We start from the raw sequence: 26,981 nt of genomic DNA, 5'->3' as shown, positions 1-26,981 counted from the left end.
ATTATTGAATTATAAATCTATCCCGATAAACGGGCTGCAAATGTACGATTATTAGATTGAATTACAAATGGTTGGTTGGGAATATTTTTTACTTTTTCAAAGAGCTACTATTTCCCTAAAAAATGCAAGGGTATACCATGTTTTTTTTTGCGGATAATTTAATAAAAAAGCTCACCTAACTGTAACGATTCCATTTTTGGAAGGTCTTTACTATGGCTAATCAAATCAAAAAACGAAACAAGTGAAAAACCTAATTATTTTCTTCACCTTAGTATCCATTTCTTTTTATTCAACTGCCCAAGATTCAACAACCGTTGTTCCAAAAAAAATATATGAAACTAAATCTATTGATATAGAAACACCTCCAACCATAGATGGATTGTTGGATGACCTTGCATGGAATCTTGTGGATTGGGGGGGAGATTACATTGAATCCCGACCTGATGAAAACACTCCTCCCAGCTATCAAACAAAATTTAAAATAGTGTATGATAGTAAGAATCTTTACATAGGAGTAAGATGTTATGATGCAGAACCTGATAAAATTGTAAAAAGATTATCAAGAAGGGATGGATTTGAAGGGGATTGGGTAGAATTTAATATTGATAGTTATCATGACAAGCGCACGGCATTTTCTTTTACTGTTACAGTAGCTGGGGTAAAAGGAGATGAATTTGTATCCAATAATGGGAATAACTGGGATAGTAGTTGGAACCCAATTTGGTATACAAAAACCAAAATTGATGATGAGGGTTGGACAGCTGAATTGAAAATACCACTAAGCCAGTTAAAATTTGGCGATTCTGAAAATCAGGTTTGGGGGCTACAATCTACCCGAAGATTTTTTAGGGCAGAGGAACGATCTTTATGGCAAAGAAAACCTATTGACCAACCGGGATGGGTAAGTGAGTTTGGTGAGCTACATGGATTAAAGAATATGGAACCCCAAAAACAATTGGAAATACAACCATATACTGTTGCCAGCAGTGAAACTTATGAAGCAGAAGATGGAAATCCTTTTAGAGATGGAAGTGATGGTGATATTACCGTTGGATTGGATGCAAAAATTGGTATTACGAATGATTTAACTTTGGATTTGACGGTCAATCCAGATTTTGGACAAGTTGAGGCGGACCCATCAGCGATAGCTTTGGATGGGTTTCAAATTTTTTTCCGAGAACAGCGACCTTTTTTTGTAGAGAACAAGAATATATTTGACTTTAATCTTTCCGAATCTGAAGCGGGAAACACCTTTGGTTTTGACAATGTATTTTATTCTAGACGAATTGGTAGAAGTCCACAAGGTTCGCCTAGCACTTCGGATCAAGAATTTGTGGATCAACCGAATAATACTCCAATAATTGGAGCCGCAAAATTTAGTGGTAAAACCAAAGATGGATGGGCGATAGGAGTTCTTGAAAGTGTTACCGCAAAGCGGTACGCATCCATTATTGATGATGAGGGTAATCGGAGAAAAGAAATGGTAGAGCCGTTGACCAATTATTTTGTTGGAAGGCTTCAAAAAGATTTTAATGAACGTAATTCCTATATCGGCGGAATTTTTACCGCTACAAATAGGGATAATTTAACCGAACAATTGGATTTTTTGCATGAATCCGCATACACGGGCGCAGTAGATTTTAAGCACCAATGGAACAATAGGGATTGGTATGTAGAAGGCAATGTTACTTTTAGTCATGTAAAAGGAAGTGAAGAGGCCATAACCAATACCCAAGAAACCATTACCCATCTATTTCAACGTGTAGATGCAGGTCATGTTGAATTGGATACTACAAAAACATCCTTATCCGGTACGGGTGGGAATATACAAATTGGAAAAATAGGCAATGGCCATTGGAAGTTTGAGTCTGGAGGTACCTGGCGTTCCCCAGAATTGGAATTGAATGACATTGGTTTTCAACGCCAGGCAGATGATATTCGCCACTATACTTGGATAGGGTATCAAACCCTGAAACCGGATAGTACATTCAGGAGAGTTGGCATTAACTATAACCATTGGAGTTCATGGGATTTTGGAGGTAACCACAACAGTCTTCGTTTTAACACCAACAGCTGGCAAAATTGGAAAAACAATTGGTTTTCTAACTTTGGATTTAACTACGCCCCAATTCAATATTCTAATTTTGCGTTGAGAGGTGGTCCAAGATTACGACAATCCCCTGAGATGAGTTTTTGGAACAGTATAAGCACCGATAGCAGGAAAAAAATACGATTTAGTATGTTTCACAGAGGCGAAAAAGCAGTTGATAATTCCTATCGCACATATTATATAGAAGCGGGAGCTACGTACCAACCTTTTGATGCTCTTCGAATTTCAGCCTTTCCCTCATTCAATATCAATAATGATAAGTTACAGTTTATAGACAATTTTGATGATGTAAATGGTACGCCAAGATACTTAAATGGTCATATTCAGCAGCGAACTTTGAGCATGTCTTTCCGATTGAATTATACAATTAACCCAAATCTGACTATTCAATATTGGGGACAACCATTTATTTCAAGAGGCAGATATTCCAACTTTAAACATGTTTCCGCCGCTTTGGAAAAACGCTTTGAAGATAGGTTTACTTCGTATGATGATACTCAGATTTCTTTTGTGGATGATACATACTCTGTTGACGAGGATTTAAATGGAAACGAGGATTTTAACTTTGATAATCCTGATTTTTCATTTGTACAGTTCCGTTCCAATTTGGTTGTCCGCTGGGAATACATTCCAGGGTCTGAGATTTTCTTGGTCTGGTCTCAAGACGTGTCACGAGACGGCGATCCATCTGAAGGACTTTTTGCCAGCTTAGGGGATAATATTTTTGGTCAAAAACCCCAGAACATTTTTCTGCTGAAGGCTACCTATCGCTTTGTCTTTTAGAGCATAATCTGCTTTTTTTTGGTACTATTTGATGGTTTTTTGCGTTATCCCGTTGTAAAACCCCTCAAACTAAAACCATGAAAAAGAATATTGCATTACTTTTTTTAACCGCTTTTTTAATTTTTTCCTGTTCTTCGGATAGCTCTGATGATACTGATACTCCGGAAGGAGACACCCTAGTCGGAACCTGGGTATTGACAGATTTAACTGTAGACAGCGGTGTAGATGATGACGACCTTGATTTCGCAAAAGAAATCCTTCTGTTTTTACAAGGAGAAGGTTGTGACATAGTAACTTTTACTTTTAATGAAAGTGGAACTTTAATGTCCGATAGTAAAATTAATAATCTGTCCATTAATGTTGGTGTGGGAGGTTTGGATGTTCCATGTCCAACAGAAAGTGATGAAGAAGACTCGCTTTGGGTTTTGGATGGTGATCAGCTTACAATTTCACGTGAAGGAGAGGAAGATCAAGTAATTACCATTCAATTGGAAGGGAATACATTAATAATTCCTGGAGAAAGTGTGGATGAAAACAATTACGCTGGAGCAGACGCCGTTTTCACCAAACAGTAAATAAATACAACAGCATAAAACAAACCCTGCATCTTAATTTAAGTGTGGGGTTTTATTTTTTTAAGCGCATGTACCAATGCTTCATTGGATTCTTGGTCACCAATAGTGATGCGCACTTTTCCCAAGGCACCAAATTGTGAAACTGGTCTGACCATAATTCCATCTTTCATCAGTCTATCCGTAAAATCAAATTCGGGAATAGGCGGGTCTATGATAAAAAAGTTTCCCTGTGTAGGCCAATACGTAATTCCCAATTTTTCAAACTCATACATTAAGTATTTCCTGCCGGCATGAATCGTTTTTACCGTTTTTTCAACAAACAACTCATCATTTAATGCGCCGATGGCAGCCTCAATGGAAGTGATTGGCAATAAAAACGGCTTGTGTATTTGTCTGATGTAATTTGCAATTTTTGCGGTCGTATAGCAATACCCAATGCGTTGTCCGGCTAATCCATACGTTTTTGAAAAGCTATTTATTGCGATTATATTATGACCGGTTTTCACATAGGGTAATGCGGTAACATAATCTTCAGCATCAGCAAAATGCCGATATACTTCATCAAAAACAATGATTATATTTTTTGGGATTCCATTCAGAAAACCTTCCAACACATCCTTTGGAATATAGGTGCCAGTTGGATTGTTGGGACTGGTTAAGAAAATGACCTTTGTTTTATTGGTAATGGCATTTAAAATCCCCTCCACATCTAAATCGTAATTTGGTTTCAACAGTGGAATATCAAATGGGTTTGCGCCATACCATCTTGAAAATACGGAGTAGGGCAAAAAGGAAGGATTGGAGTAGATAACTTCATCCCCTTCATTTATAAATGCCCGTAAAAGCATATCGATAATCTCCGAACCCCCATTGGCACAAATAAATTGGTCTGCTGCCAACTGACCATTAAAATCCATTACCAGGGCTTCCCTTAAACGAATGTCTGTTTGGTCAGGATAAACCGTTACCTGTTCAGCTGCTGTTTTTAATGCGGCAATGGCTTTTGGAGAAGCCCCGAGCGGGTTTTCATTTGAAGAAAGTTTATAGATTTTCTTGTTTGAAGCGGGTATATTCTTACCTCCAGTGTATACCTCTCTGGGCTCTAAATAGGATTTGAAAATAGACTCTATTCCGTAGTTCATTCACCTAATTTTTCAGCATACAGTAGCACCTTTAATGCCTTTTCTGTATCATTTTCCTTTAGCATTTGCTGGGATATCCAATGCAACTCTTTTTTGAATTTTTCCAAATTTCCATTTAGTCTTTTGGACAGCATTTTAATCTCATCATCTAAACCAACCTGTTCTATCTCCTCTGGCGTGGGTAGTTTTTCCAGATTTCCCAGTCGGCCCAAATTGTTTCCTGTCAAAACGGTACTATTTCTAATGCCTTCCGGAAGCTGATCTACTCCAATCCCTTTATTGCGAATTGGTTTTGGAATTTCAAAGAGGGAATTTCCGCTGGCTCTTGTATACCAGCTTCCACCCATTCTACCCACTAAGTCCAATTTTAAGGGGTCTAACTTTCCTTGTTCATCCATGGATTTTTCGTTGATATGGATGAGTTCAACCTTGGCTAAGATTAGGTTCCCTGCTCCCGGAGTATCCCCAAGTTCAATAATCCGTTCAACTTTGCATTCAAAAGAGATTGGGGCTTCCGCAACACGCGGGGGTCTTATTTTTTTGCTGGGAACTTGGGTCAATCCCGACTTTATAAATTCATTTACTCCTTTCTCATAAGCGGTACTGGACAAAGACATTTGCTCAACTATGGGATAGTCCACAATATTGATGACCACCTCTGGCACTTCCTTTATATTTTGATGTGAATGTTTTAGGGAGTTGTCCCGTCCACTTCGGGATGGTGAAAAAATAAGCATTGGAGGATTGGAACTAAAAACATTAAAAAAACTAAAAGGACTCAGGTTTACATTTCCAACTGAGTCAATTGTACTTGCAAAGCAAATAGGCCTCGGAGCGACTGCCGACAGTAAATAGGCATGCAACTCAGGTTGAGGGATAGAGGATGGATTTATAGTTTTTATGCTGGACATTGCTGTTTCTTTAGGTTGCGCTAAGATAATGATCTATTTTGCTGGAAGCACCTTTGCTGAAACTTCTCCAAAACCAACTCTAATCCCATCTTTTTCGGCAGAACCTCGCATAATTACAGTATCACCATCATTTATGAACTTCCGCTCAGATCCATCTTTCATTTTAATTGGTTTAGTGCCCATCCATGCCAGTTCTAACATTGAACCATAAGAATTTTCATCCTTTCCTGAGATGGTTCCAGAACCATATAGATCGCCTACATTAATATTGCAACCATTGATTGTATGATGCGCCAGTTGTTGCGCCATGTTCCAATACATATATTTAAAGTTGGAATGACAAACAGTCTTTTCTTCACTGTCTTCCGGTACGATTCCCACTTCAAGATTAATATCGTAGTTTTTTACTCCTTCAAATTCCAAATAAGGTAGCACTTTCGGTTCTTGATTTGGACCTTGCATTCTAAAAGGCTCCAAAGCTTCCAAGGTCACAATCCAAGGAGATATATGAGAAGCAAAATTCTTCGCCAAAAAAGGGCCCAATGGCACATATTCCCATTTCTGGATATCGCGGGCAGACCAATCATTCAACAAGACCATGCCAAAAATATAATCCTCAGCCTCTTTGGTTGAGATAGATTCTCCTATGGCAGTATTTTTTCCAGTGATAAAACCCATTTCCAATTCAAAATCCAAGCGAGCTGAAGGTTGAAATACTGGGATTGTTGCATCTTTCGGTAGCACCTGTCCTTTTGGTCTATGGATGGGCTCGCCACTTACAATTATAGAAGAAGCTCTACCATGATAGCCTACGGGAATGTGTTTCCAATTAGGCATCAAAGCATTTTTTGGATCGCGAAACATGGTTCCTACATTTGTAGCATGTTCTATGCTTGAATAAAAATCTGTATAGTCTCCAATGGATACAGGCATATGCATTTGTGCTTCAGATTGAAGGACAAAAAGTTCAGGTTTTCCTGCCAAAGCTGAATTTTGATCTTGTAACCAATGCTGAATATTGACTCGTACCCTTTTGGTAATAGATTTTCCCAAGGAGATAAAATCATTGAGCGTATCTTTTTCAAGTACGGCAGTATTGAAATCAAAAACATCCAATTCGGCTACAGCAGCCAAATCTAAAATATGTTCGCCAACGGCAACCCCAGCCCTAGGGCTTCTTTCGGCGGTTGAAAATATCCCAAAAGGAATATTATGGATTGAGAAATCGGAGTTTTCTGGAATATTTATGATCATAAGAATTCTTTATGTCATTCCTGCGAAGGCAGGAATCTGTTTTTAATAATTAGGATTCCCGTTTTCACGGGAATGACAATTTTTGTCGTTGATTACTCTACCCAAGATTTGTAATACGTGCCGTCATCAATCTTCAAGGCATTTTCTGTGACCTGAAGTGGTTTGAACGTATCGATCATAACGGCTAATTCTTCAGTTTTGGTTTTACCAATACTTCCTTCATACGTTCCTGGGTGTGGTCCATGTGGAATTCCTGCAGGATGCAAGGAGATATAACCGGGGCCAATGCCTGTTCTACTCATAAAATCCCCATCAACATAATACAATACTTCATCAGAATCTATATTGGAGTGATTGTATGGCGCTGGAATTGCCTTTGGATGATAATCGTACAATCTTGGACAAAACGAACAGATTACAAAAGCTCCTGTTTCAAAAGTTTGATGTACTGGTGGAGGCTGATGCACACGACCGGTAATGGGCTCAAAGTTATGAATGGAAAACCCGTAGGGAAAATTGTATCCATCCCAACCCACAACATCAAACGGATGTGAAGCATATACGAGCGTATGCAACATACCCTGCTTCTTTATTTTCATTACAAACTCGCCTTTTTCGTCATGGGTCTGCAAATCTTGAGGCAATTTATAGTCACGCTCACAGAATGGGGAATGCTCCAATAATTGCCCAAACCAATTTCGATAGCGTTTTGGGGTATAGATAGGATGAAAAGATTCCGCATATAATATTCGGTTGTCCTCAGAATCAAATTCAATTTGATAAATCATCCCACGGGGAATAATTAAATAATCACCATACTCAAAAGGAATATCGCCTAAAAAAGTTTTTAAGGTGCCAGTTCCCTTGTGGATAAAAAGCATCTCATCAGCATCCGAATTTTTATAAAAATATTCGGTCATTGATTTTTTTGGAGCTGCCAAACCCACATGCACATCGCTATTTACAAGCATTGGTTCTCGTGATTCCAAAAAGTCATCTTTGGGAGCGACATCAAAACCTATAAGTTTGCGCGAAGCAATATTTTTTTCAACGGCAATTTTTGGACTTAGGTCAACCGCTTTGCCAATTGCAGCAACCTGCGTAGGTCTATGTACATGATAAAGGAGGGAAGACATCCCATCAAAACCTATGGTGCCAAATAATTGTTCATAATATAGACTCCCATCTGGTTTCGTAAATTTGGTGTGTCTTTTCTGCGGAATCTTTCCGAGTTTATGATAGATTGGCATACTAGAATGTTTTAATTAATGCAAAGTTCCCCTAAGTTCCTGTTCTCTCTCAATGGCTTCGAACAGTGCTTTAAAGTTACCTTTTCCAAATGATTGTGCACCTTTTCTTTGAATGATTTCAAAAAACATTGTGGGTCTTGGCTCCACCGGACGGGTAAAGATCTGCAATAAATAGCCTTCGTCATCACGGTCAACCAAAATCCCTAGTTCTTTTAAAGGGGCAATATCCTCATCAATTTCTCCAACACGGTCCAACACGGCATCATAATAGGTGTCAGGTACTTTTAGAAACTCAACCCCTCTACTTCTAAGTTGCCTAACTGTAGCAATTACATCATCTGTGGCCACTGCAATGTGCTGTACACCTTCGCCTTCATAAAAATCAAGGTATTCTTCTACTTGGGATTTTTTCTTTCCAGCTGCAGGTTCGTTTATGGGAAATTTAATACGACCGTTACCATTACTCATTACTTTGCTCATAAGAGCAGTGAAATCTGTAGAGATATCTTTATCGTCAAAAGAAAGTATTTGGGTGAAACCCATGACGTTTTCGTAGAAATTCACCCACTCGTTCATTTGGTTCCATCCAACATTACCAACCATATGGTCTACATATTTTAAACCTACTGGCGATGGATTGTAGTCCGGAGTCTCCCATTTTCTAAACCCGGGCATAAAAATTCCGTTGTAATCTTTTCTTTCTACAAAAATGTGAACAGTCTCACCATAGGTATAAATGCCAGAACGAACTATTTTACCAGTTTCATCCTTCTCTGTCTGGGGTTCCATATAGGATTTAGCTCCACGTTCCATGGCGGTATTGTAGGCATAGGTGGCATCATCTACCCATAGGGCCACTACCTTGATTCCATCTCCATGTTGGTCTATATGACGGCCGATATCGGTACCGCTTTTTAAAGGAGAGGTAAGCACAAGCCTAATTTTATCTTGAACCACCACATAACTTTCCCTATCTTTTAAACCGGTTTCCAACCCTGCATAAGCCAAAGATTGAAAGCCAAAAGCGGTTTTATAAAAATGAGCCGCCTGTTTTGAATTGCTTACATAAAGTTCCAAATAATCTGTGCCGTTTATGGGCATAAAGTCTTTGGCGGTATCATGTAATTTTGGTAGCGTAGAGGTGCTCATATCAGTTATATTTTAAATTATTGTTGTTGATGCAACAAAAATAGTAATTTTGAAACTACTTTAGCGCAGTTTAGGTCAAATAATTGTTAAAATCTCAAGTAATTTCGGGCAGTTAACTGGAATAGCGGATAAAAGGATAGGCATGCTTCATCAAATAGACGAAATATCAGGTATTGGATTGCATTTGGATTTGGTTTTGCGGAAAGTTCAGGATGCCTACCTTAGAAAGTTCAAAGAATTGGGAGTTGAACTCACCATTGAGCAATGGGTAATTCTATACCGAATTTATCAGTTGGGCAAAGATGTGTCCCAATCTGATATTGTAAAGTCCAATTTTAGGAATAGAGCCACTACTTCTCGGGTTATTGGGGGACTTGAACGAAAAGGTTGGATTACCAAGACTCGTTTTAAAGGTGATTTAAAACGTTTTAAATTAGAGTTGACCCTAAAAGGGCAGGATATTATCTCCAAAATAGAACCTCATGCCAACCTTTTGCGTAAACAAGCTGTAAAAGGCTTGGATAATGAAGAGTTTGAAACTTTTTTAAGGGTTTTGGATAAAATTGGGGATAACTATGAAAATTTCTGATTTTTTATCCCATGTTAGGATTTTTACTTCCCAAAAGTAATAATAGGGATAAAATAGCATAGAAATAGGAAAATCATGTTGTTTTGAAACGATAGTAATAGATGGAATTTTGCTTCGTATTAATTGAAAATTATTTCAATATGAAAAAGTTAAAGCATTATCCAAATGTATGGCAAGCTTCACCGTTTTCAATGGAAATGTTCGCGCATTTTGAGCAGGACGCGCGTCTTAGGAATCATGAGGTAGAAATAGAACAACAAAAAGTTGAAAAGAAAAGTAAATCAAAATTTAAACTGGCTTTTGGCTGGTAAACAAAAACGAATAATACGATAAGAAAAGGCACCCAATGGGTGCCTTTTTTAGGTTTTAGTTTGTTTCTAACTGGTTCTATTTATTTTATTTTCCCATCATGAAATGCGGCGCGTTTCCATACACCAGAAACATTTGCCCAAAGATTGGTAATGCGGTATTGATTTTCTTTTAACAGCACACTATCTTGAGTTACAACAGAAATTTTACCAGTTACAATGGCATTATTTTGGTATATTTCAACATGTTGTTCGTCGAAAGTATAGGATATTACCTTAAGATTTCCAGATTGAATTTGGGCGGTTCTTTTTTCTAGATATTTAAACCACTTAGATTTTCCAATTGCCTTTGAATTTCCGTTGGTGTGAATATAGTTCTCGGTTGTCAATGAGTCCAGAGTAGCTAAGTCACCTTTTGAAAAAGCAGTGTTGAATATTTCTATGGTTTGTAATAAACTATTCCTTTTGTCGCTATCATCTTTACCGGAATTAACCGTTTCCTGGCAAGCTATTAATGTCAAAATTATCAGGCTTAAGGAGAGTACTCGAATTGGTTTCATTTTTGACGGAATTATTATGTCCAAGCTAATAAAAAGTTGCCAAAATGGATGAATTTATCTATTCTGAGTATTTTGGAATACCCTCGCAACTATTTTCCCATCTCACGTTAAAGAAGTCATATGAGAGGAGCTAGAAAGGTAGTTTTTCTATAATAACGTAATTCCGTTTAAGACAATCATAATAGGTCAGTGCTTATTATTTAAAGAAAGGTCTTTAAAGCACAAGTACTTGTCCAGAAGGATGGCCCACGAATTAACAAATGGGTTATGTTTTATACTAGTTGACCGATGTTTTCAACATTGTACATAAGAATACAGCTACATTAGTTGGGCAAATATATATTGTCAATAAAGGAAATATAGAAAAGCATGAAGTCTTATACCCTTTTACTTGTTTTTTGCCTTTCTGTTTTAATGGGATGCACGGAACCCATAAGACCAGAATTCGATTTTAAGAGTGGTATGGTATTGGTGGAAGGTTTTGTTTCCACTGCTCCTAACGGTTCTTTTGTCAAGATAAATACAGTAAACGAATTTAATATAGGCACCAACAGCTATGAAAATGTCTTTATTGGTGGGGCCGAGGTTTCTTTTATAAATACTGATACCGGTGATGTTGTGGCATTGATCGAGGACACGGAAGCGGATATCTATATTCCTCCCGTTGATTTTGTGGCAATAGCGGGACAAACATGGGAACTGGACATTTTACTGGATGATGGAAGACAATATAAATCCTTGCCGGAGACCATCATGGAGTCGGTTCCAATTTCGGCAATTGGAGTCACCTACAAACCTGAACTTTCATTCAATGTGGAACTCGATGATTTTGCTCCAGGGCATTCCATTCTGGTGGATTTTGAAGATCCTCCTAACGTCGAGAACTATTATTACTGGAATTATCGCTCCTTTGAGTTTAGGGATATCTGTGTAACGTGTCATATTTACCGTATCTACAGAGACGGTACTTGCGTCTTAATAGGTTCTGAAATACCACCGGAAGTGGAACTGGTGCATCCTTACCAAACCTATTACTGTGAGAATGACTGTTGGCGCATACGATACAACCAAAACATCAAAATTTTTAGTGATAAGTTCACAAATGGATCAACAATTGAAAGGTTACCTGTCGCGGACGTCCTATTGTATACTAAAAAGGACATTTTGGTAGAGGTGCAACAATTTTCACTCTCTGCTTCTGCCTACGAATATTATGAAACCCTAAAGGACTTGATCAATGATAATGGCGGCTTCAATTCCCCACCATCGGCAGCCTTGATCGGAAATATAATCAACCCCAACGACAGGGATGAATTTGTTTTGGGCAGGTTCACAGCTGCTCCTGCCGAAACAGCACGGATTATTTTGGAACGTGATGATGTCGAAGAAGATCAGATAGAAATTGGACTTTTGGCACCTGAGGGAACATGGCAAGAACCAAGGATACCACCAGAAGAATATATTTTTGAAGCTCCATGTCCTGGGGAAAGTCGATATAATACAAGTATTCGTCCTGAAGGATGGCCCACGAATTAACAAATGGGTAATGTTTTATACTAGTTGGCTCATGTTTTCAACATTGAATATAGGAATACGACTACATTGGTCGGACAAATATATATATAGTCAACCAAGGAAATATAGAAAAGCATGAAGTCTTATACTCTTTTACTGACCCTCTGCCTTTCTTTTTTAGTTGGATGCACGGAACCCATGAGACCAGAATTCGATTTTAAGAGTGGTCTGGTATCGGTGGAAGGTTTTGTTTCAACTACGAGGGGGAGTTCTTTTGTTAGGTTAAGCGAAATAAACGAATTCAACATCGGGGTAAACAGGTTTGTCAATGTTTTTATCCCGGGAGCACAGGTTTCTTTTCTAAATACGACGACCGGTAATGTTGTTGAACTAATTGAAAATGAAGAGGCAGAAATCTATATGCCACCAACGGATTTTGTAGCCATGGTTGGGGAAACATGGGAATTGGAGGTCGTGTTGTCCAATGGAAAAGTGTATCGGTCGCTTCCGGAGACAATAATTGAACCAGTTGCGATTTCTGATATTTCAGCCACCTTTAATCCTGAGCTTGTATATAACCTAGGTTGGGATGATTTTGTTCCAGGACATTCCATTCAAATAGATTTTGAAGACCCGCCCGGAAGTGAAAACTTTTATTACTGGAACTACCGTTCTTTTGAACGAAAGGATATTTGTGCCGCTTGCTATGATGCCCATATTTATAGGGGTGGTACGTGTATTCCAGTGGATCCCTATCCATTGCGTCCAGAAACAATTCCGATTCATACCTACTACTGTGAGTCCGATTGCTGGCGCATACGTTATAATCAGAATATCTTCATATTTAACGACAGATTTTCCGATGGTTTGAGTATAGCTAAATTTCCGGTTGGAAATGTGCTGTTGTACACTAAGAAAGACATTCTTGTGGAGGTACAACAATTTTCGCTTTCAGCTTCCGCATATGAGTATTATGAGACTTTAAAGGATATTATTGATGATAATGGAGGCTTCAACTCCCCTCCATCCGCGGCTCTGATAGGCAATATGTTTAGTCCTGGGGATCCGACGGAATTTGTGTTGGGCAGATTTACGGCTGCCTCATCATGGGTCGCCCGAACTTTTTTGGAGCGGAGTACTATACAATTAGATCCTTTAGAAAATGTTGTTTCTGTCCCTGAAGGAACATGGTCTGTACCTTTTCCACCGGAAGAGTATGTTTTTTATGCTCCATGTCCTGGGGAAAGTCGATATAATACAAGTATTCGTCCTGAAGGATGGCCCACGAATTAACAAATGGGTAATGTTTTATACTAGTTGGCTCATGTTTTCAACATTGAATATAGGAATACGACTACATTGGTCGGACAAATATATATATAGTCAACCAAGGAAATATAGAAAAGCATGAAGTCTTATACTCTTTTACTGACCCTCTGCCTTTCTTTTTTAGTTGGATGCACGGAACCCATAAGACCAGAATTCGACTTCAAGAGTGGTCTGGTATCGGTGGAAGGTTTTGTTTCCACAACCCTGGGCGGATCCTCTGTTACGATAAGCCAGTTGAATGCGTTTAATGTTGGGACCAATAGCTATGAAAATATCTTTATAAGTGGAGCTGAAGTTTCTTTCATAAATACCGATACGGGCAATGAGGTTGGTCTAACGGAAGATATAGAGGCGGAGGTTTATCTCCCCCCTACTGATTTTTTGGCAAAGACAGGGGAAACATGGGAGTTAAGTATTTCGCTGGCCGATGGAAGACAATATAAATCCTTTCCTGAGACTATGGAGCAAAGCGTACCAATTTCGGCAATTGCCGCTACCTATGACCCTGAACTTACCTATAATTTAGGATTTGATGATTTTGTCCCAGGGCATTCCATTCAGGTTGATTTTGAGGATCCGCCGGACAGTGAGAATTATTATTTCTGGAACTATCGTTCCTTTGAGCCTAGGATTATTTGTAAAACCTGTTACGAGGTAAAGATATACAGAGAAGGAGAATGTGTATGGGCAATACCACCTGAGCGAATAACTCCAGAAGACGTTGAAGCATATCCATACTGGACATACCGTTGTGAGTCGGATTGTTGGCAGATACGATATAACCAAAACATTAGCATTTTTGCCGATGAGCATACCAACGGTGCAGCGTGGAGTAAACTTCCAGTGGCCAACGTATTGCTGTATAATAAAAGAGATATTTTGGTGGAGCTGCGACAAATTTCACTATCAGCGGCGGCATACCAATATTATGAGACCCTTAAGGATATTGTTGATGACAATGGTGGTTTTAATTCCCCACCGTCTGCGGCTTTGGTTGGAAATATGTTCAACCCCAACAACGCTGATGAATTTGTTTTGGGCAGATTCACTGCTGCACCAGCTGAAATAGCACGAGTTTTTATAAAACGTTCCCATATAACAGAACGGAGTTTAATACTTGACGTTGTAAAGCAGGAAGGACAACCTCCACCTCCAGGATTGCTACCTGAAGAGTGGGTGTTCTATGCCCCATGCCCAGAGGAGAGCCGCTACAACACTAGTAATAAACCCGAAGGATGGCCGTATTAATTTAATTCTATGTTCCAGATGTACAGCACCTATAAATCCAAAAGTTTGTATTCTCTTTTTCTATTGTTCATTTTGTGGAACACGATCAGTGCACAAAATGTTGAGTACGAACTATCCTTCAAGATAAGTGACCTGACAACCAATAGGGGTTTAGAAAATGCGAATATTTCCATTAGTCCATGTAATTGTGGGGGTGTTTCGGATGCCGAAGGTGAATTTGCAATAAGCCTCCCAAGAAACGACTACCGCGTTGAGGTCACCTTTATCGGATTTGATACCTATACACAGGACATAACCTTGGACAAGGACCTGTTTTTACAGATTGATCTTATGGAAAATCAGGAAAAATTATCGGAAGTTGTGGTAAGGGCACGAAGAAACAATGAGTTTTTGGAAACGCCCCAGATGGGGGTCCTACAACTGAAGTCACAGGAGTTAAAAAAAATACCTGCTGCAATTGGCGAGTTTGATATTTTGCGAGGGATGACACTTCTGCCAGGGGTAAACAATTCTGGTGAGATTAGTAACGGGCTGTCTGTTAGAGGAGGGTCTTTAGACCAAAATCTTTTGTTGTATGATTATGCTCCGGTTTTTAATCCCACTCATTTGTTTGGTCTATTCTCCGTTTTTACACCAGATGTATTGTCTTCAGTAGATTTATATAGGGCCAATATTCCTGCGCGCTATGGTGGACGGGCAACTTCTGTTGTTGATGTCAAGGTCAAAAATCCATATACAAACAAATTTAAAATGACAGGGGGAATAGGGTTGGTATCTAGCAGAATTGCTATAGAGACACCAATTATAAAGGATAAACTTATGCTTATAGCTGGCGCTAGGGCTGGACTTACAGATTTTTTGCTTCCAATATTTTCAGACCGATTGAAAAATACAAAAGCCCGGTTTTATGATAGTACCCTAAAATTATTGTACTTGCCAACCGAAAAAGACCAAATAGCCTTTACTGGTTTTTTCAGTAAGGATTTTTACCAATTGGACTTGATTACAAGAATCGAAAATATCAGTGCGGAAAACAATCAATACGATTTTCAAACTTTAAACGGAACGCTAAATTGGTTGCATACGTTTAGTGAAAATTCCAGTCTTAGGACCATACTGGTAGGAAGCAATTATACTCCAAGGAATATTTTTCCTGAATTGGATAGTTCCAACGAAATTGAATATGAGTCCGGTATTAAGTATACAAGCTTGATTTCCGAGTTCTCCAAAAAAGCATCTGATGCATTTGATTATTACTTTGGTGTTCAAGCGAATCGATATAAAATTAATCCTGGAGAGCTTGATCCTGGAACTTCTGAGGAGGTTTTGCCGGTTTCACTACTTAATGAAATCAGTTATGAACTTTCTGCCTTTACAAACTTAAATTGGAAGCCAGTGGATAATTTGATTTTTTCGGCAGGCCTGAGGTTCAACCATTTTTTGTTCCAGGGTCCCTATACCTTGAACACCTATGATGAAGCAGGCAATACCATAGATTCCGAGTTTTTCGAAAAAGGGAAAGCCGTAGAGTCTTTTTCCAATTTGGAACCAAGATTGGGGGTTAGTTTACAGTTGGGAGAAAATACCTCTTTAAAAGCCAGCTATGCCAACGTTAACCAATATCTTCAGAACATATATAACAGCACAACTCCAATACCCACATCCCGATGGAAAACAGCAGATCCATATATAAAGCCTCAATCCAGTAATTCTTATGGTTTCGGAGTTTACAAAACACTTGGGGAAAGTGAGATTGAAATAGGATTGGAAAGTTATTACCGGGATACCAAAAACAATTTGACCTACAAACCTGGGGCACGTTTTTTTCTAGAAGAAGCCATAGAAAGAGATGTTGTTCAAGTTGATGGAAGAGCCTATGGTGTGGAACTCAGCCTTAAGAAACCCAAAGGAAAGGTGAATGGCTGGTTTAATTATACCTGGTCACGGAGCCTATTACGTTCAGATGATGAAAACCCCACCACCGCGGTAAACAACAATAAGTGGTTCAATTCCGATTTTGATAGACCTCATGTGATTAATGCCACCGTTAACCTTGAGAGTAATAAATACAATACGTTAAGCTTTAATTTTACGGGCCAGACAGGGAGGCCCTACACCATAGCTAATGGCGTTTTCGAATTGGAAGATATTACAGTTCCCATATTCTTGGAGCGAAACAATGCTCGTTTACCCGTATATCATCGTTTGGATTTTTCATGGAAAATAAAATATACAAAAAAGAATAATCCCAGATGGGTGGGGGATTGGACCTTTACGGTCTACAATGTATATGGAAGAAAAAACCCTTTTAATATATTTTATGGTCCCCGTGCCGATGGTGCACTTAACCATGTTTTTGGTGGAATGCCTATTGGAGCCTATGAACTTGCCGTAACCAACAGTCCCATTTTTGCATTGACCTATAATTTTACTTTTCAATAAAATTAGTGCGCTTCCAACCAATTTTCACCAATTCCTACTTCCACATCCAAAGGCACGGCTAAAGTATAAGCATTTTCCATTTCGGATTTAATAAGTGCCTTCATTTCTTCCAACTCTGGTTTGTAACAATCAAAAACCAGTTCATCATGCACCTGCAATAGCATTTTGGTTTTGTATCTACCCTCGGAGAGTTTTTTATGGATGTTGATCATAGCTATTTTAATAATGTCGGCAGCGCTTCCTTGGATTGGGGCATTCACGGCATTTCGCTCTGCAGCACCACGAACCACCTGATTACCGGCATTTATATCTTTTAGGTAACGTCTGCGACCCAAAACAGTTTGTACATAACCGTTATCGCGAGCAAAATCCACTTGCTCACCCATATAATTTCGTAGTTTGGGATAGGTCTTGTAATAAGTCTCTATCAATTCTTTTGCTTCGGAACGACTTAAATCTGTCTGGTTGCTTAATCCAAAGGCAGAAACGCCATAAATAATTCCAAAGTTGACCGTTTTGGCATTGCCACGTTGTTCGCGGGTGACTTCTTCAATGGGAACATTAAAAACCCGGGATGCAGTTGAGGCATGTATATCCTCCCCATTTTTAAAAGCTTCGATCATTGTATCTTCTTCGCTCAAAGCGGCAATGATACGAAGCTCAATTTGAGAATAATCCGCAGCTAGCAAAACATGATTTTCATCCCTTGGAACAAAAGCCTTACGTACTTGTCGGCCTCGCTCAGTTCGAATAGGAATGTTTTGTAGATTGGGATTATTACTGCTTAATCTACCCGTAGCGGCAACAGTTTGCATATAATCGGTGTGTACCCGACCACTATGTTGCTGGACTTCATTGGGCAAGGCATCCACATAAGTGCTTTTCAGTTTGGCGAGGCCTCGGTAATCCAACACGTTTTGAATAATTTCATGATCTTTGGCTAAATAGGAAAGCACATCTTCTGCAGTGGAATATTGACCTGTTTTGGTCTTTTTTGGTTTATCTACCAATTTTAATTTGTCAAAAAGAATTTCACCCAATTGTTTTGGCGATGCAATATTGAATTCTTGGCCCGCGGCATCATAAATTTTTTGTTCTAAATTTTTAATGTCAGTGTCAAGTTCAGAAGAGAGATCGTTTAGAAAGTTTTCATTTAAATTGATGCCCTCAATTTCCATATCGGCCAAAACTCGTAATAAAGGAACTTCAATATTCTCGAAAAGCTCTTCTGTTTTGGCGGAGGCCAGTTCCGGTCTAAAATGCTGTGCCAATTGTAAGGTTATGTCAGCATCTTCAGATGCATATTCGGTTTGTTTTTCTACAGGGACCTGACGCATGCTTAGCTGCTTTTTCCCTTTTTTCCCAATGAGTTCTGTAATGGAAACCGGAGTGTAATTGAGGTAGGTTTCTGCCAATACATCCATATTGTGGCGCATATCAGGATTGATAAGATAATGTGCCAACATCGTATCGAACAACTTTCCTTTTACTTCAACACCATAGTTTTTCATCACTTTGATGTCGTATTTGAGGTTTTGTCCAATTTTTTCTATGGATTCAGATTCAAAGAAAGGTCGAAGCTGTTCCAAAATTTCCATACATGCTTCTTTTTCGTCAGGAATAGGTATATAAAAGCCTTTTTTTGCTTCCCAACTAAATGCAATTCCAACTAGTTCGGCCTCTAAGGGATTAATGGAAGTAGTCTCCGTATCAAAACAAACTGAAGTCTGCTTCATTAACTTATCCAAAAAGAGTTTCATTCCCAAGCCAGGAACAACGCTTTGATAGGAATGGGAAACGTTGGTAACCGTATTTCTGCTGTTCTCATCTTTTATTGTTGCGGGAGCATCCGCAGGACTTCCTCCAAATAAACTAAATTGCCCACTTCCAGCAACCTGCAATTTTTCTGCTGTTTTTGGGGTGTTTGAAGCGGGACTTGCTTCTACAGATTCCTCCGAGAAAATCTTAACGAACTGGTCTTTAAGTCTTCTAAACTCCAGTTCTTCAAAAATCTGTTGGACCTTGGGGCTGTCCGGTTCAGACATTTCATAATCTGTAGCATTAAAAGTAACATCACAATTAAGATTTATTTCAGCTAACTTTCGTGAAAGCCTACCCAGTTCGGCATTTTCTTCAACTTTCTCTTTCATTTTGCCTTTCAGCTTATCCGTGTTGGCCAAAAGTCCTTCCATATCTCCAAAATCCGCAATGAATTTTTTGGCTGTTTTGTCTCCCACTCCTGGCAGTCCAGGAATATTGTCACTGGCATCTCCCATCATCCCCAAATAATCTATGACCTGCTCTGGGCGTTCCACACCAAATCGTTTTTGAACTTCAGGGATACCCCAAATCTCTATACCATTTCCCATTCTTGCAGGACGGTACATGAAAATGTTTTCGGAAACCAATTGACCAAAATCCTTGTCTGGGGTGACCATAAAAACTTTATAATCTTCCTTTTCCGCCTGTTTGGCAAGAGTTCCAATAATATCATCAGCTTCAAAACCTTCCAATTCTACAACAGGAATTTGCATGGCCTTTAAAATATCCTGAATGTAGGGAACTGCAATCCGGATGGCATCTGGGGTTTCATCGCGATTGGCTTTGTAGTCTTCAAAAAGTTCCGTGCGTTCCACACTACCTCCTTTGTCAAAACATACGGCAAGATGGTCCGGCTTTTCACGCTTGATCACATCAAAAAGAGAATTTACGAAGCCCATGATGGCTGAGGTATCCATCCCTTTGGAATTGATTCTTGGGTTCTTGATTAGAGCGTAGTACCCTCTAAAAATCAGGGCGTAGGCATCAAGGAGAAAAAGACGTTTTTGGTCGGACATTTTATTAGTAGTTGTCTGTTAACAATGATTGATTGACGAATTTTAAAAGTAGAAAAAAGTGCTAAGAAACGGGCATTGTGGCCTACCCTTTTTGATAAAAACTGCTCACTTGCCTATTCTTATGGCCTTGTTCTGAATATTCTCTGTATGTAAATCCTGGGTGTACGCAGTAACCCCCTGTTTCACCTTGCTTGTTTATGGCCAAAAAGCCTATTTGGAAGTCCTTACGGCCTTTATTTTTTTTCATGATGCGCTTTACGCCTTCCTCACAAGCTTCTTGCGGACTTTTTCCCTGACGCATCAATTCCACAATTAAAAAGCTGCCCACGGTTCTAATCACCTCTTCGCCAACACCTGTGGCCGTGGCGCCGCCCACTTCGTTGTCCACATAAAGTCCAGCTCCAATAATAGGGGAATCCCCAACCCGTCCAGCAACTTTATATGCCATTCCACTGGTAGTACAGGCCCCAGCAATATCCCCATTTTCATCAATGGCCAGCATACCAATGGTATCATGGTTTTCTATGTTGATGATGGTTTCATATTTGGATTTTTTTTTCCATTCTTCATATTGCTTTCGAGTACTTTCGGTAAGCAAGTCGGTTTTTTTAAATCCCTTTTCATAGGCAAACTGCTCTGCGCCTTTGCCGGCCAATATAATATGTGGAGTGTCTTCCATAACCTTACGGGCTACAGATACAGGATGTACAATATTCTGAAGATAAACAACCGATCCGCAATTTCCATCTTTGTCCATAATGCACGCATCTAGGGTTACATTCCCATCTCTATCGGGCCTTCCGCCTATACCAACAGTCTTGTTATTTTCATTAGCTTCTTCTACCATAACACCCTGTTCCACGGCATCTAAAGCATTACCTTTATTACTTAGAACTTCCCATGCTTTTGCAGTGGCATTTGCAAAGTTCCAAGTGCATATGGCAATTGGCTTCCTGGTTTCGGTTAACAGAGGTGTATTTTCTCCTTTATTTTCGGTTTTGTTGGATGCAAGAATTGGAGCGGACAACAATCCTGCCGTAGTAAGGCTTGATTTTTTTAAAAACTTACGTCTTTCCATGATTTGGATGTTTATTTTTAATCCTGATAAATATAGCAATATGCTTATAGAAGTTTGCGTCAATTCTTTGGAATCTGCTCTAAATGCACAACGTGCTGGAGCGGATAGAATTGAACTTTGTTCTGAACTTGGAGTAGGAGGGATTACCCCTTCTTACGGTTTGATTAAAATGGTAAAGGAACAAATGGACATTCCAATTCATGTGTTGATCCGTCCACGAAGCGGTCATTTCACATATTCTAAACACGAGTTTGAAGTGATGAAAAAAGATATTGAATTTTGCAATGGAATAGGAATTAATGGTATAGTTTCCGGTATTCTAAAATCTGATTTCACTTTGGATATTGAAAGAACAGAGCAACTTATTGCCGTATCAAAACCAATGAAATTTACTTTCCATCGTGCTTTTGATTGGATTCTGAATCCAAATGAGGCTCTGTTACAACTTGAAGAAGTTGGGGTTGATTGTGTATTAAGTTCAGGACAACAAACTTCCGCTGAGAAAGGGTTAGATCTTCTTTTAGAGCTTAAAACTACTTCAAAAACATGCAACATTATGCCTGGAGGGGGCATAGGAACGGAAAATGTTGAAAAATTCAATAAGGCAGGCTTTACGGCCATTCACTTATCAGGAACTTCTTTTGAAAATGAAATTTCTGTTGAGGACAAAGTCTCTATGAATTCTATTGTTCACTTAAAAGAAGGTCAGGTTGCTGTAACAAATCTAGAGACTGTTCGTCAAATCGTACGGAGCGTTAAATAATTCTCAAATAATTCTGTTCCAACACTAAAAAAATACCTTTGTAAAAAAATAGCGCATGTCAAGATTTCTTATCATTCTAGTCATTTACCTTGTTTTGGCTTTTTATGGTTTTCAAGGTTTTAAGACTATATTCAAAAGTCTTTGGGCGCAAATAGCATATGGCGTATTGTTTTTGGCTGCTGGGCTAAATATTTTAATCCGGGTTTTAAATTATGTCCCAGGTGATGGTGTGCGCGGTCAAATCGCAATAGCTTTGGGAGTGTTCTTTTCTTTCTTTATTCTGGCTTTGGTATTTAGTATTTTTTTAGTGTTTGAAGACATTGTTCGCATATTCACCTTTGCATACAATAAACTTGCTGGTCCTACAGATGGTCAAGTTAAATTTTTCCCATCCAGAAGAAAATTTATTAGTGGAATAGCGCTTGGCATTGCGGCTTTGCCATTTGGAGCTTTGCTTTATGGGATGTTTAAAGGCAAGTACAATTATAAGGTGCTTAAATATGAATTGGAGTTTGATGATCTGCCCGATGCTTTTGATGGATATCAAATCACACAAATTTCAGATGTTCATAGTGGTAGTTTTGATAATAGGGATAAAGTAGCTTATGGTATTGATTTGATTAACAAACAAAAGAGTGATGTTATTCTTTTTACGGGTGATATGGTCAATGATAAATCCATAGAGATGGAACCTTGGGCTGACCTTTTTGCCACTCTAGAAGCAAAAGATGGAAAATTCTCTATTTTAGGCAATCATGATTATGGGGATTATACATCTTGGCCCTCGGATGAAGCAAAAGTTAAAAACCTTGAAGATTTAAAAAATCTTCAGAAAAACATCGGTTTTGATTTGTTGTTGGATTCACATCGATATTTAGAAAAGGACGGGGAGAAAATAGCTCTGTTAGGTGTCGAAAATTGGGGTAGGGGTGGATTTAAAAAAGCTGGAGATTTAGAAAAAGCAAAACAAGGAATCGCCAAAGAGGATTTTAAGATTTTGATGAGCCACGATCCTTCACATTGGGAAGACGTGGTGATTAATGATGACTACCATTTTCATTTGACATTGAGTGGCCATACCCATGGTATGCAGTTTGGTGTTGAAATCCCTGGATGGATAAAATGGAGTCCTGTAAAATGGCGTTATAAATATTGGGCCGGCATCTACGAAGAACTAGGACAGTTCATTAATGTAAACCGTGGTTTTGGTTTTATTGGATACCCGGGAAGAGTGGGTATTTGGCCTGAAATCTCTGTGATTACGCTTAAAAAGAAAGGTTTAACGTGAATTTAACGCTCTTCTTTCCTTGTTAAATTCTACCCAGATTAAAATTTTAACAAATTTTCTTACTTTTGGATTGTAAACCTTAGAATTACACATGTCCAAATTTGGTGAACTTATAGATTTAAAAGTACCGGTACTACTGGACTTTTATGCAGAATGGAACGATCAATCCATATCCATGCACCCCGTGTTGCGCGATGTTGCAGCAGCATTAGGTGATAAAGGAAAAGTAATAAAGATTGATGTTGACAAAAACAAAGAACTTTCACAAGCTTTACGAATTAAAGGATTGCCAACATTGATGATCTATAAGAAAGGAGAAATGGTTTGGCGACAGAGTGGTGAACAAGATGCCAATACCCTTATTGGAATATTGAACGAATATATTTAAAAGCGAGGTTAAAACCTCGCTTTTTTTATTGTTCCAGCCCAACGGAATCTGGTACAGACTCAATACTATCCAAGGGAATCGAGTCTTCTAAATCTGGGTCAAGCAAAGGTTCTTCAAACATATCTTCCTCTTCTCCCATAAACTGAGAGAATTTATCAATGTATTCGTTGAAAATCATGGTTTCTGATTCTGCCAGTTCTCGATCTTGATTTTCTATGAGGATATCTATATTTCTACGATAGGCTTGCATATCCGCCAAAATATCATCAAGCTTTCCGTACTGTTCATCAAGAGGAATCCCGGAGTAATATTCCAAACGTTCTTGATATACTTTTTTCAATTTTCCGAAAAGCACTCTGGCTTTTTCAGTTTCACCAACTTTATAATATCCATCAACAAAAGGCTCTACAAAGGCATAGAAGCTAAAATGCTCAACGGGCATATTGGTCATGGCAATATCTATGATATCCTTGGCTTTTTCTATTTTACCTTCATCAATCAAGGCTTCTGTAAGTCGTGCTAAATTGCTTCTAAAAGAGAGTCCTTGGGAGCGTGTTTGTGTATCATGGTAAATTTCACTGCTTCCAGAATTTCCCCATTCCCATTTTTTGACAATATCATACATTAAATCAGTATCAATACGTCCCATTTCAAATGAGCTTCTATTTTTGGTTTTTATAGGAACCAATTTGTATACGAGGCCATCCAATTGCAAATAATCCTTCATCCAAATATATTCCGCACTATCAAAACTTCCTCCAGAAAAATAGATGGGTCTTTTCCAATCGTTGTTGGCAATTATATCCAACATTAATATCCTGTTTTTTGGCATGGCGCTCTGCGGAAGATTAATATCGATATAATCCACTATCAAAGCTGAATCCTTTTCTTTGACCAAGCCACTTTCCAACACATTTTGTTTGTTTACAGGAATCCTGATCTTATTTGTGGGGTAATATATGATGTCTAGATTACTCTCATCATAGTTATTAAGATCTTCTCCTCGCTTTTCTAAAAGATACCTGAATCTGGTTTGGGGTTTATCACTTCCAATCCAATTTATCAAATCTTTTATATTCCAACGATTTTCTGTGATTCCCTCAAAATGGTATACGGCATCACGCGAACCATATCTGTATTTTTCATGCGTAAGTTGTGATGGGATAGGGTCGCTCTCATAGGCCTTTCGTTTCATTTGGTCAATGTACCAATCAGTGGCAAAAAGACTGGTGTTTACAACCCGTACGTCTGTGCGATACTCTTCAATTTCTTGGGCGTACCACAATGGAAAGGTGTCATTGTCGCCAATAGTAAACAAAATGGCTCCAGCATCTTCCTGACAGGAGTCCAAATAAGCTTTGGCCGTGGAGTTTGCGGTATATCGATCAGATCTATCATGGTCATCCCAATTTTGAAATGCCATTAATAAGGGTACCGCCAAAAGACAGAGTACCGTAACCGCGGGTGCGGCTATTTTTGCCGATAACAGCTTTTTGAACTCTTCAAAAAGGCCATAAACCCCAATACCAATCCAAATACAGAAAATATAGAATGATCCCACGAGCGAATAATCTCTTTCCCGTGGTTGGAAGATATAGGGATTGGTGTAGAACTGAATTGCCAACCCGGTAAACAGGAAAAAGACAAAGAGTGCCCAAAAGTGTTTTGGATTTTTTGAGATTTGAAAAACAAGTCCAATAATACCTAGAAACAAGGGCAAAAAGAAATAGGTGTTTCTTCCCTTATTGTTTTTCCAATCACTTGGAAGGTTATTCTGACTTCCTAATCGAATACTATCTATAAAACCAATACCACTAAGCCAATTACCATTTTCATCATACCTACCTTGAAGGTCATTCTGTCTACCTACAAAATTCCACATAAAGTAGCGCATATACATGTAGCCAAATTGAAACTCAAAAAGATAGCGTAGGTTTTGGCCTAAAGTAGGGGGTTCAACCTCAATATACTCCCCAAACTCCTGTAAAAACCGAATGTATTGATCGGCTTCCAGTTCGCCTCGTGCGTAGGCACTTTTAAATTGACTTACGGCTTGTCTAAGGTCATTGTTGGAAATATATTCAGATTTTATGCGAAATCCCAACTCACCAAAATAGCGGATGTAGTTTTCTGCATGTTGATCGCTCCAAAGTCTCGGAAGAATGCCTACATGCTTTTCATTAGGGCCTTGGATAGCATTCTTGTAATTATTTACGATAACATATTTGCCCAATTTTCTGTCCTTTTCATATTTGGGACGGTCATCTTTATTTTCTCCGGCAGGTGCGAAAGCATCAGAGTAATAAGCTCCGTAGAAAGGACTTTCAACACCGGGGTATTGTTCTCTGTTATAATAGGCCAAAAGAGATCGCGCATCTGAAGGGTCATTCTCATTTACCACAGTCTTTGCATTGGCTCTTATGGGAAGCATTAACCAAGAAGAAAATCCGAAAATCAAAAACATTAGACAAAGGACAATTGTATTTCCGGTATGAAAGTTGTTTTTTCGGGTATACTTCAAGCCAAAATAAAAGGCGGCAATAAAGAGTAGGCCCATGATAATGGTCCCAGAGTTGAAAGGAAGCCCAATGCTATTAATGAAAAATACCTCGCTCCAGCCAAATAGTTTTAAAACATAGGTCAAAGAGAATTTATATACGAGCATTAAAAGGGCAATCACTATTATATTGGCCAATAAGAAATTCTTGATAGTTGTGGTCTTGTATTTTTTGAAGTAATACAAAAGTCCAATGGTGGGGATAGCCAAAAATCCCATGAATTGGATACCAAATGTTAGGCCAATTAGAAAACAGATGAGCAATAACCAACGGTTACCTCTAGGGTCATCCAGATTATCGGTCCATTTTAATCCTAACCAAAGTAACAAGGACATAATGAAGCTTGCCATGGCATAAACTTCTGTTTCCACAGCATTGAACCAAAAACTATCGGAAAAAGTAAAGGCCAAAGCACCTACCAGTCCACTCCCTAGAACTGCAATAGACCTGCTATTGGTTAAAGCCTTCTTTTGAGGAATTAGTTTACGGGTCATATTGGTAATGGTCCAAAAAGTGAACAAGACCGCAAAGGCACTGGAAACTATTGAAACTGCATTTACCATCAAGGCTATTTTGGAAGAATCTCCAAAAGCAAATATGGAAAAGAACGCACCTATCATTTGTAAAAGTGGGGCTCCGGGAGGGTGGCCCACTTGTAATTTGGCCGAGGTGGTTATATATTCCCCAGCATCCCAGAAACTTCCCGTAGGTTCAACGGTTAAGGCATATACGATAAATGCTATAGCAAAGGAAACCCATCCTAAGATGGTATCCCATTTTTTGAAGTCTTTTGCAAACATAAAGATTGGTGTTTACCAAGTTGGGGCGAATTTAGTAAATATAGTAGAGAAGACTGTTCAATTTTGGAAAAGCTTTAACAAGTAAGCATCTGTAAAAATAGCTT

20 protein-coding genes are annotated in these 26,981 nt (G+C 38.8%); 11 read left to right on the top strand and 9 right to left on the bottom strand.

What is annotated here, in order from left to right:
• The first annotated feature begins 241 nt into the window (after positions 1–241).
• Both AAY42_RS09265 and AAY42_RS09260 read left to right on the top strand, forming a co-directional pair.
• A complete protein-coding gene (locus AAY42_RS09265; RefSeq protein WP_055394467.1) occupies positions 242–2,893 on the top strand; it encodes a DUF5916 domain-containing protein in 2,652 nt (883 codons plus the stop codon).
• Between the two features lie 77 nt (positions 2,894–2,970).
• The gene (locus tag AAY42_RS09260) at positions 2,971–3,468 is read left to right on the top strand and encodes a lipocalin family protein (protein ID WP_055394465.1); all 498 of its coding nucleotides are present in this window, start codon (positions 2,971–2,973) and stop codon (positions 3,466–3,468) included.
• A gap of 38 nt (positions 3,469–3,506) precedes the next feature.
• Here the strand turns inward: AAY42_RS09260 and AAY42_RS09255 are convergent, their stop codons facing one another.
• From AAY42_RS09255 to hppD, 5 genes are all read right to left on the bottom strand, one after another.
• Positions 3,507–4,610, bottom strand: a complete 1,104-nt coding sequence (locus tag AAY42_RS09255) for a pyridoxal phosphate-dependent aminotransferase (RefSeq protein WP_055394463.1) — start codon at positions 4,608–4,610, stop codon at positions 3,507–3,509.
• Positions 4,607–5,521: a flavin reductase family protein gene (locus AAY42_RS09250; protein ID WP_055394461.1), complete on the bottom strand. Its 915-nt coding sequence runs from the start codon at positions 5,519–5,521 to the stop codon at positions 4,607–4,609. The genes AAY42_RS09255 and AAY42_RS09250 overlap by 4 nt, the downstream gene beginning before the upstream one ends.
• A 33-nt stretch (positions 5,522–5,554) precedes the next feature.
• On the bottom strand, positions 5,555–6,775 hold the full coding sequence (gene fahA, locus AAY42_RS09245; RefSeq protein ID WP_055394459.1) for a fumarylacetoacetase: 1,221 nt from the start codon (positions 6,773–6,775) through the stop codon (positions 5,555–5,557).
• A 92-nt stretch (positions 6,776–6,867) separates the two neighbouring features.
• Entirely contained in the window at positions 6,868–8,025 is a 1,158-nt protein-coding gene (locus AAY42_RS09240; protein WP_055394457.1) for a homogentisate 1,2-dioxygenase, read from the bottom strand.
• Positions 8,026–8,040: 15 nt separating this feature from the next.
• Positions 8,041–9,174, bottom strand: a complete 1,134-nt coding sequence (gene hppD / locus AAY42_RS09235) for a 4-hydroxyphenylpyruvate dioxygenase (protein WP_055394455.1) — start codon at positions 9,172–9,174, stop codon at positions 8,041–8,043.
• A 142-nt stretch (positions 9,175–9,316) separates the two neighbouring features.
• Here hppD and AAY42_RS09230 point away from each other — a divergent pair, with 142 nt between their 5' ends.
• Positions 9,317–9,763, top strand: coding sequence for a MarR family winged helix-turn-helix transcriptional regulator (locus AAY42_RS09230; protein ID WP_055394453.1), 447 nt, complete (start codon positions 9,317–9,319; stop codon positions 9,761–9,763).
• A 140-nt stretch (positions 9,764–9,903) separates the two neighbouring features.
• Positions 9,904–10,074 carry a hypothetical protein gene (locus tag AAY42_RS18270; RefSeq protein WP_175288745.1) on the top strand — a complete coding sequence of 57 codons (171 nt, stop codon included), beginning with the start codon at positions 9,904–9,906 and terminating at the stop codon, positions 10,072–10,074.
• An 80-nt stretch (positions 10,075–10,154) separates the two neighbouring features.
• Here AAY42_RS18270 and AAY42_RS09220 read toward each other — a convergent pair whose 3' ends face one another.
• Complete coding sequence (locus tag AAY42_RS09220) at positions 10,155–10,631, bottom strand: nuclear transport factor 2 family protein (protein WP_055394449.1); 477 nt, start codon at positions 10,629–10,631, stop codon at positions 10,155–10,157.
• 369 nt (positions 10,632–11,000) lie between these two features.
• Here AAY42_RS09220 and AAY42_RS09215 point away from each other — a divergent pair, with 369 nt between their 5' ends.
• The 4 genes from AAY42_RS09215 to AAY42_RS09200 all read left to right on the top strand — a co-directional run bounded on the left by AAY42_RS09215 (position 11,001) and on the right by AAY42_RS09200 (position 17,165).
• Complete coding sequence (locus tag AAY42_RS09215) at positions 11,001–12,167, top strand: DUF4249 domain-containing protein (RefSeq protein WP_082433388.1); 1,167 nt, start codon at positions 11,001–11,003, stop codon at positions 12,165–12,167.
• Positions 12,168–12,281: 114 nt separating this feature from the next.
• Positions 12,282–13,439, top strand: a complete 1,158-nt coding sequence (locus tag AAY42_RS09210; RefSeq protein ID WP_082433386.1) for a DUF4249 domain-containing protein — start codon at positions 12,282–12,284, stop codon at positions 13,437–13,439.
• 114 nt (positions 13,440–13,553) lie between these two features.
• Positions 13,554–14,723: a DUF4249 domain-containing protein gene (locus AAY42_RS09205; protein ID WP_055394443.1), complete on the top strand. Its 1,170-nt coding sequence runs from the start codon at positions 13,554–13,556 to the stop codon at positions 14,721–14,723.
• A 9-nt stretch (positions 14,724–14,732) separates the two neighbouring features.
• Positions 14,733–17,165 (top strand): TonB-dependent receptor, encoded by a 2,433-nt coding sequence (locus AAY42_RS09200; protein WP_055394442.1) that lies wholly within the window; start codon positions 14,733–14,735, stop codon positions 17,163–17,165.
• A gap of 2 nt (positions 17,166–17,167) precedes the next feature.
• Here the strand turns inward: AAY42_RS09200 and polA are convergent, their stop codons facing one another.
• Positions 17,168–20,002, bottom strand: coding sequence for a DNA polymerase I (gene polA / locus AAY42_RS09195; RefSeq protein WP_055394439.1), 2,835 nt, complete (start codon positions 20,000–20,002; stop codon positions 17,168–17,170).
• Between the two features lie 82 nt (positions 20,003–20,084).
• A complete protein-coding gene (locus AAY42_RS09190) occupies positions 20,085–21,080 on the bottom strand; it encodes an isoaspartyl peptidase/L-asparaginase family protein (RefSeq protein ID WP_055394437.1) in 996 nt (331 codons plus the stop codon).
• A gap of 40 nt (positions 21,081–21,120) precedes the next feature.
• On the opposite strand from AAY42_RS09190, the gene AAY42_RS09185 reads away from it, so the two are divergent.
• The 3 genes from AAY42_RS09185 to AAY42_RS09175 all read left to right on the top strand — a co-directional run bounded on the left by AAY42_RS09185 (position 21,121) and on the right by AAY42_RS09175 (position 23,519).
• A complete protein-coding gene (locus tag AAY42_RS09185) occupies positions 21,121–21,843 on the top strand; it encodes a copper homeostasis protein CutC (protein WP_055397835.1) in 723 nt (240 codons plus the stop codon).
• A gap of 55 nt (positions 21,844–21,898) precedes the next feature.
• On the top strand, positions 21,899–23,131 hold the full coding sequence (locus AAY42_RS09180; RefSeq protein WP_055394435.1) for a metallophosphoesterase: 1,233 nt from the start codon (positions 21,899–21,901) through the stop codon (positions 23,129–23,131).
• A 91-nt stretch (positions 23,132–23,222) separates the two neighbouring features.
• Complete coding sequence (locus AAY42_RS09175) at positions 23,223–23,519, top strand: thioredoxin family protein (protein ID WP_055394433.1); 297 nt, start codon at positions 23,223–23,225, stop codon at positions 23,517–23,519.
• 25 nt (positions 23,520–23,544) lie between these two features.
• On the opposite strand, the gene AAY42_RS09170 is transcribed toward AAY42_RS09175, so the two are convergent.
• Complete coding sequence (locus AAY42_RS09170; RefSeq protein ID WP_055394431.1) at positions 23,545–26,877, bottom strand: glycosyltransferase family 117 protein; 3,333 nt, start codon at positions 26,875–26,877, stop codon at positions 23,545–23,547.
• Positions 26,878–26,981 lie beyond the last annotated feature (104 nt).

Source organism: Flagellimonas eckloniae (genome assembly GCF_001413955.1).
Lineage (GTDB): Bacteria > Bacteroidota > Bacteroidia > Flavobacteriales > Flavobacteriaceae > Flagellimonas > Flagellimonas eckloniae.
This window is presented reverse-complemented; position numbering and strand designations above follow the sequence as displayed.

Excerpts from the sequence above, each read along its gene's own strand:
- AAY42_RS09170 (WP_055394431.1), bottom strand. The coding sequence starts at position 26,877 with ATGTTTGCAAAAGACTTCAAAAAATGGGATACCATCTTAGGATGGGTT.
- AAY42_RS09185 (WP_055397835.1), top strand. The coding sequence starts at position 21,121 with ATGCTTATAGAAGTTTGCGTCAATTCTTTGGAATCTGCTCTAAATGCA.
- AAY42_RS09180 (WP_055394435.1), top strand. The coding sequence starts at position 21,899 with ATGTCAAGATTTCTTATCATTCTAGTCATTTACCTTGTTTTGGCTTTT.
- AAY42_RS09190 (WP_055394437.1), bottom strand. The coding sequence starts at position 21,080 with ATGGAAAGACGTAAGTTTTTAAAAAAATCAAGCCTTACTACGGCAGGA.
- polA (WP_055394439.1), bottom strand. The coding sequence starts at position 20,002 with ATGTCCGACCAAAAACGTCTTTTTCTCCTTGATGCCTACGCCCTGATT.
- AAY42_RS18270 (WP_175288745.1), top strand. The coding sequence starts at position 9,904 with ATGAAAAAGTTAAAGCATTATCCAAATGTATGGCAAGCTTCACCGTTT.
- AAY42_RS09255 (WP_055394463.1), bottom strand. The coding sequence starts at position 4,610 with ATGAACTACGGAATAGAGTCTATTTTCAAATCCTATTTAGAGCCCAGA.
- AAY42_RS09205 (WP_055394443.1), top strand. The coding sequence starts at position 13,554 with ATGAAGTCTTATACTCTTTTACTGACCCTCTGCCTTTCTTTTTTAGTT.
- AAY42_RS09240 (WP_055394457.1), bottom strand. The coding sequence starts at position 8,025 with ATGCCAATCTATCATAAACTCGGAAAGATTCCGCAGAAAAGACACACC.
- fahA (WP_055394459.1), bottom strand. The coding sequence starts at position 6,775 with ATGATCATAAATATTCCAGAAAACTCCGATTTCTCAATCCATAATATT.
- AAY42_RS09200 (WP_055394442.1), top strand. The coding sequence starts at position 14,733 with ATGTTCCAGATGTACAGCACCTATAAATCCAAAAGTTTGTATTCTCTT.
- hppD (WP_055394455.1), bottom strand. The coding sequence starts at position 9,174 with ATGAGCACCTCTACGCTACCAAAATTACATGATACCGCCAAAGACTTT.
- AAY42_RS09260 (WP_055394465.1), top strand. The coding sequence starts at position 2,971 with ATGAAAAAGAATATTGCATTACTTTTTTTAACCGCTTTTTTAATTTTT.
- AAY42_RS09220 (WP_055394449.1), bottom strand. The coding sequence starts at position 10,631 with ATGAAACCAATTCGAGTACTCTCCTTAAGCCTGATAATTTTGACATTA.
- AAY42_RS09250 (WP_055394461.1), bottom strand. The coding sequence starts at position 5,521 with ATGTCCAGCATAAAAACTATAAATCCATCCTCTATCCCTCAACCTGAG.
- AAY42_RS09210 (WP_082433386.1), top strand. The coding sequence starts at position 12,282 with ATGAAGTCTTATACTCTTTTACTGACCCTCTGCCTTTCTTTTTTAGTT.
- AAY42_RS09175 (WP_055394433.1), top strand. The coding sequence starts at position 23,223 with ATGTCCAAATTTGGTGAACTTATAGATTTAAAAGTACCGGTACTACTG.
- AAY42_RS09215 (WP_082433388.1), top strand. The coding sequence starts at position 11,001 with ATGAAGTCTTATACCCTTTTACTTGTTTTTTGCCTTTCTGTTTTAATG.
- AAY42_RS09230 (WP_055394453.1), top strand. The coding sequence starts at position 9,317 with ATGCTTCATCAAATAGACGAAATATCAGGTATTGGATTGCATTTGGAT.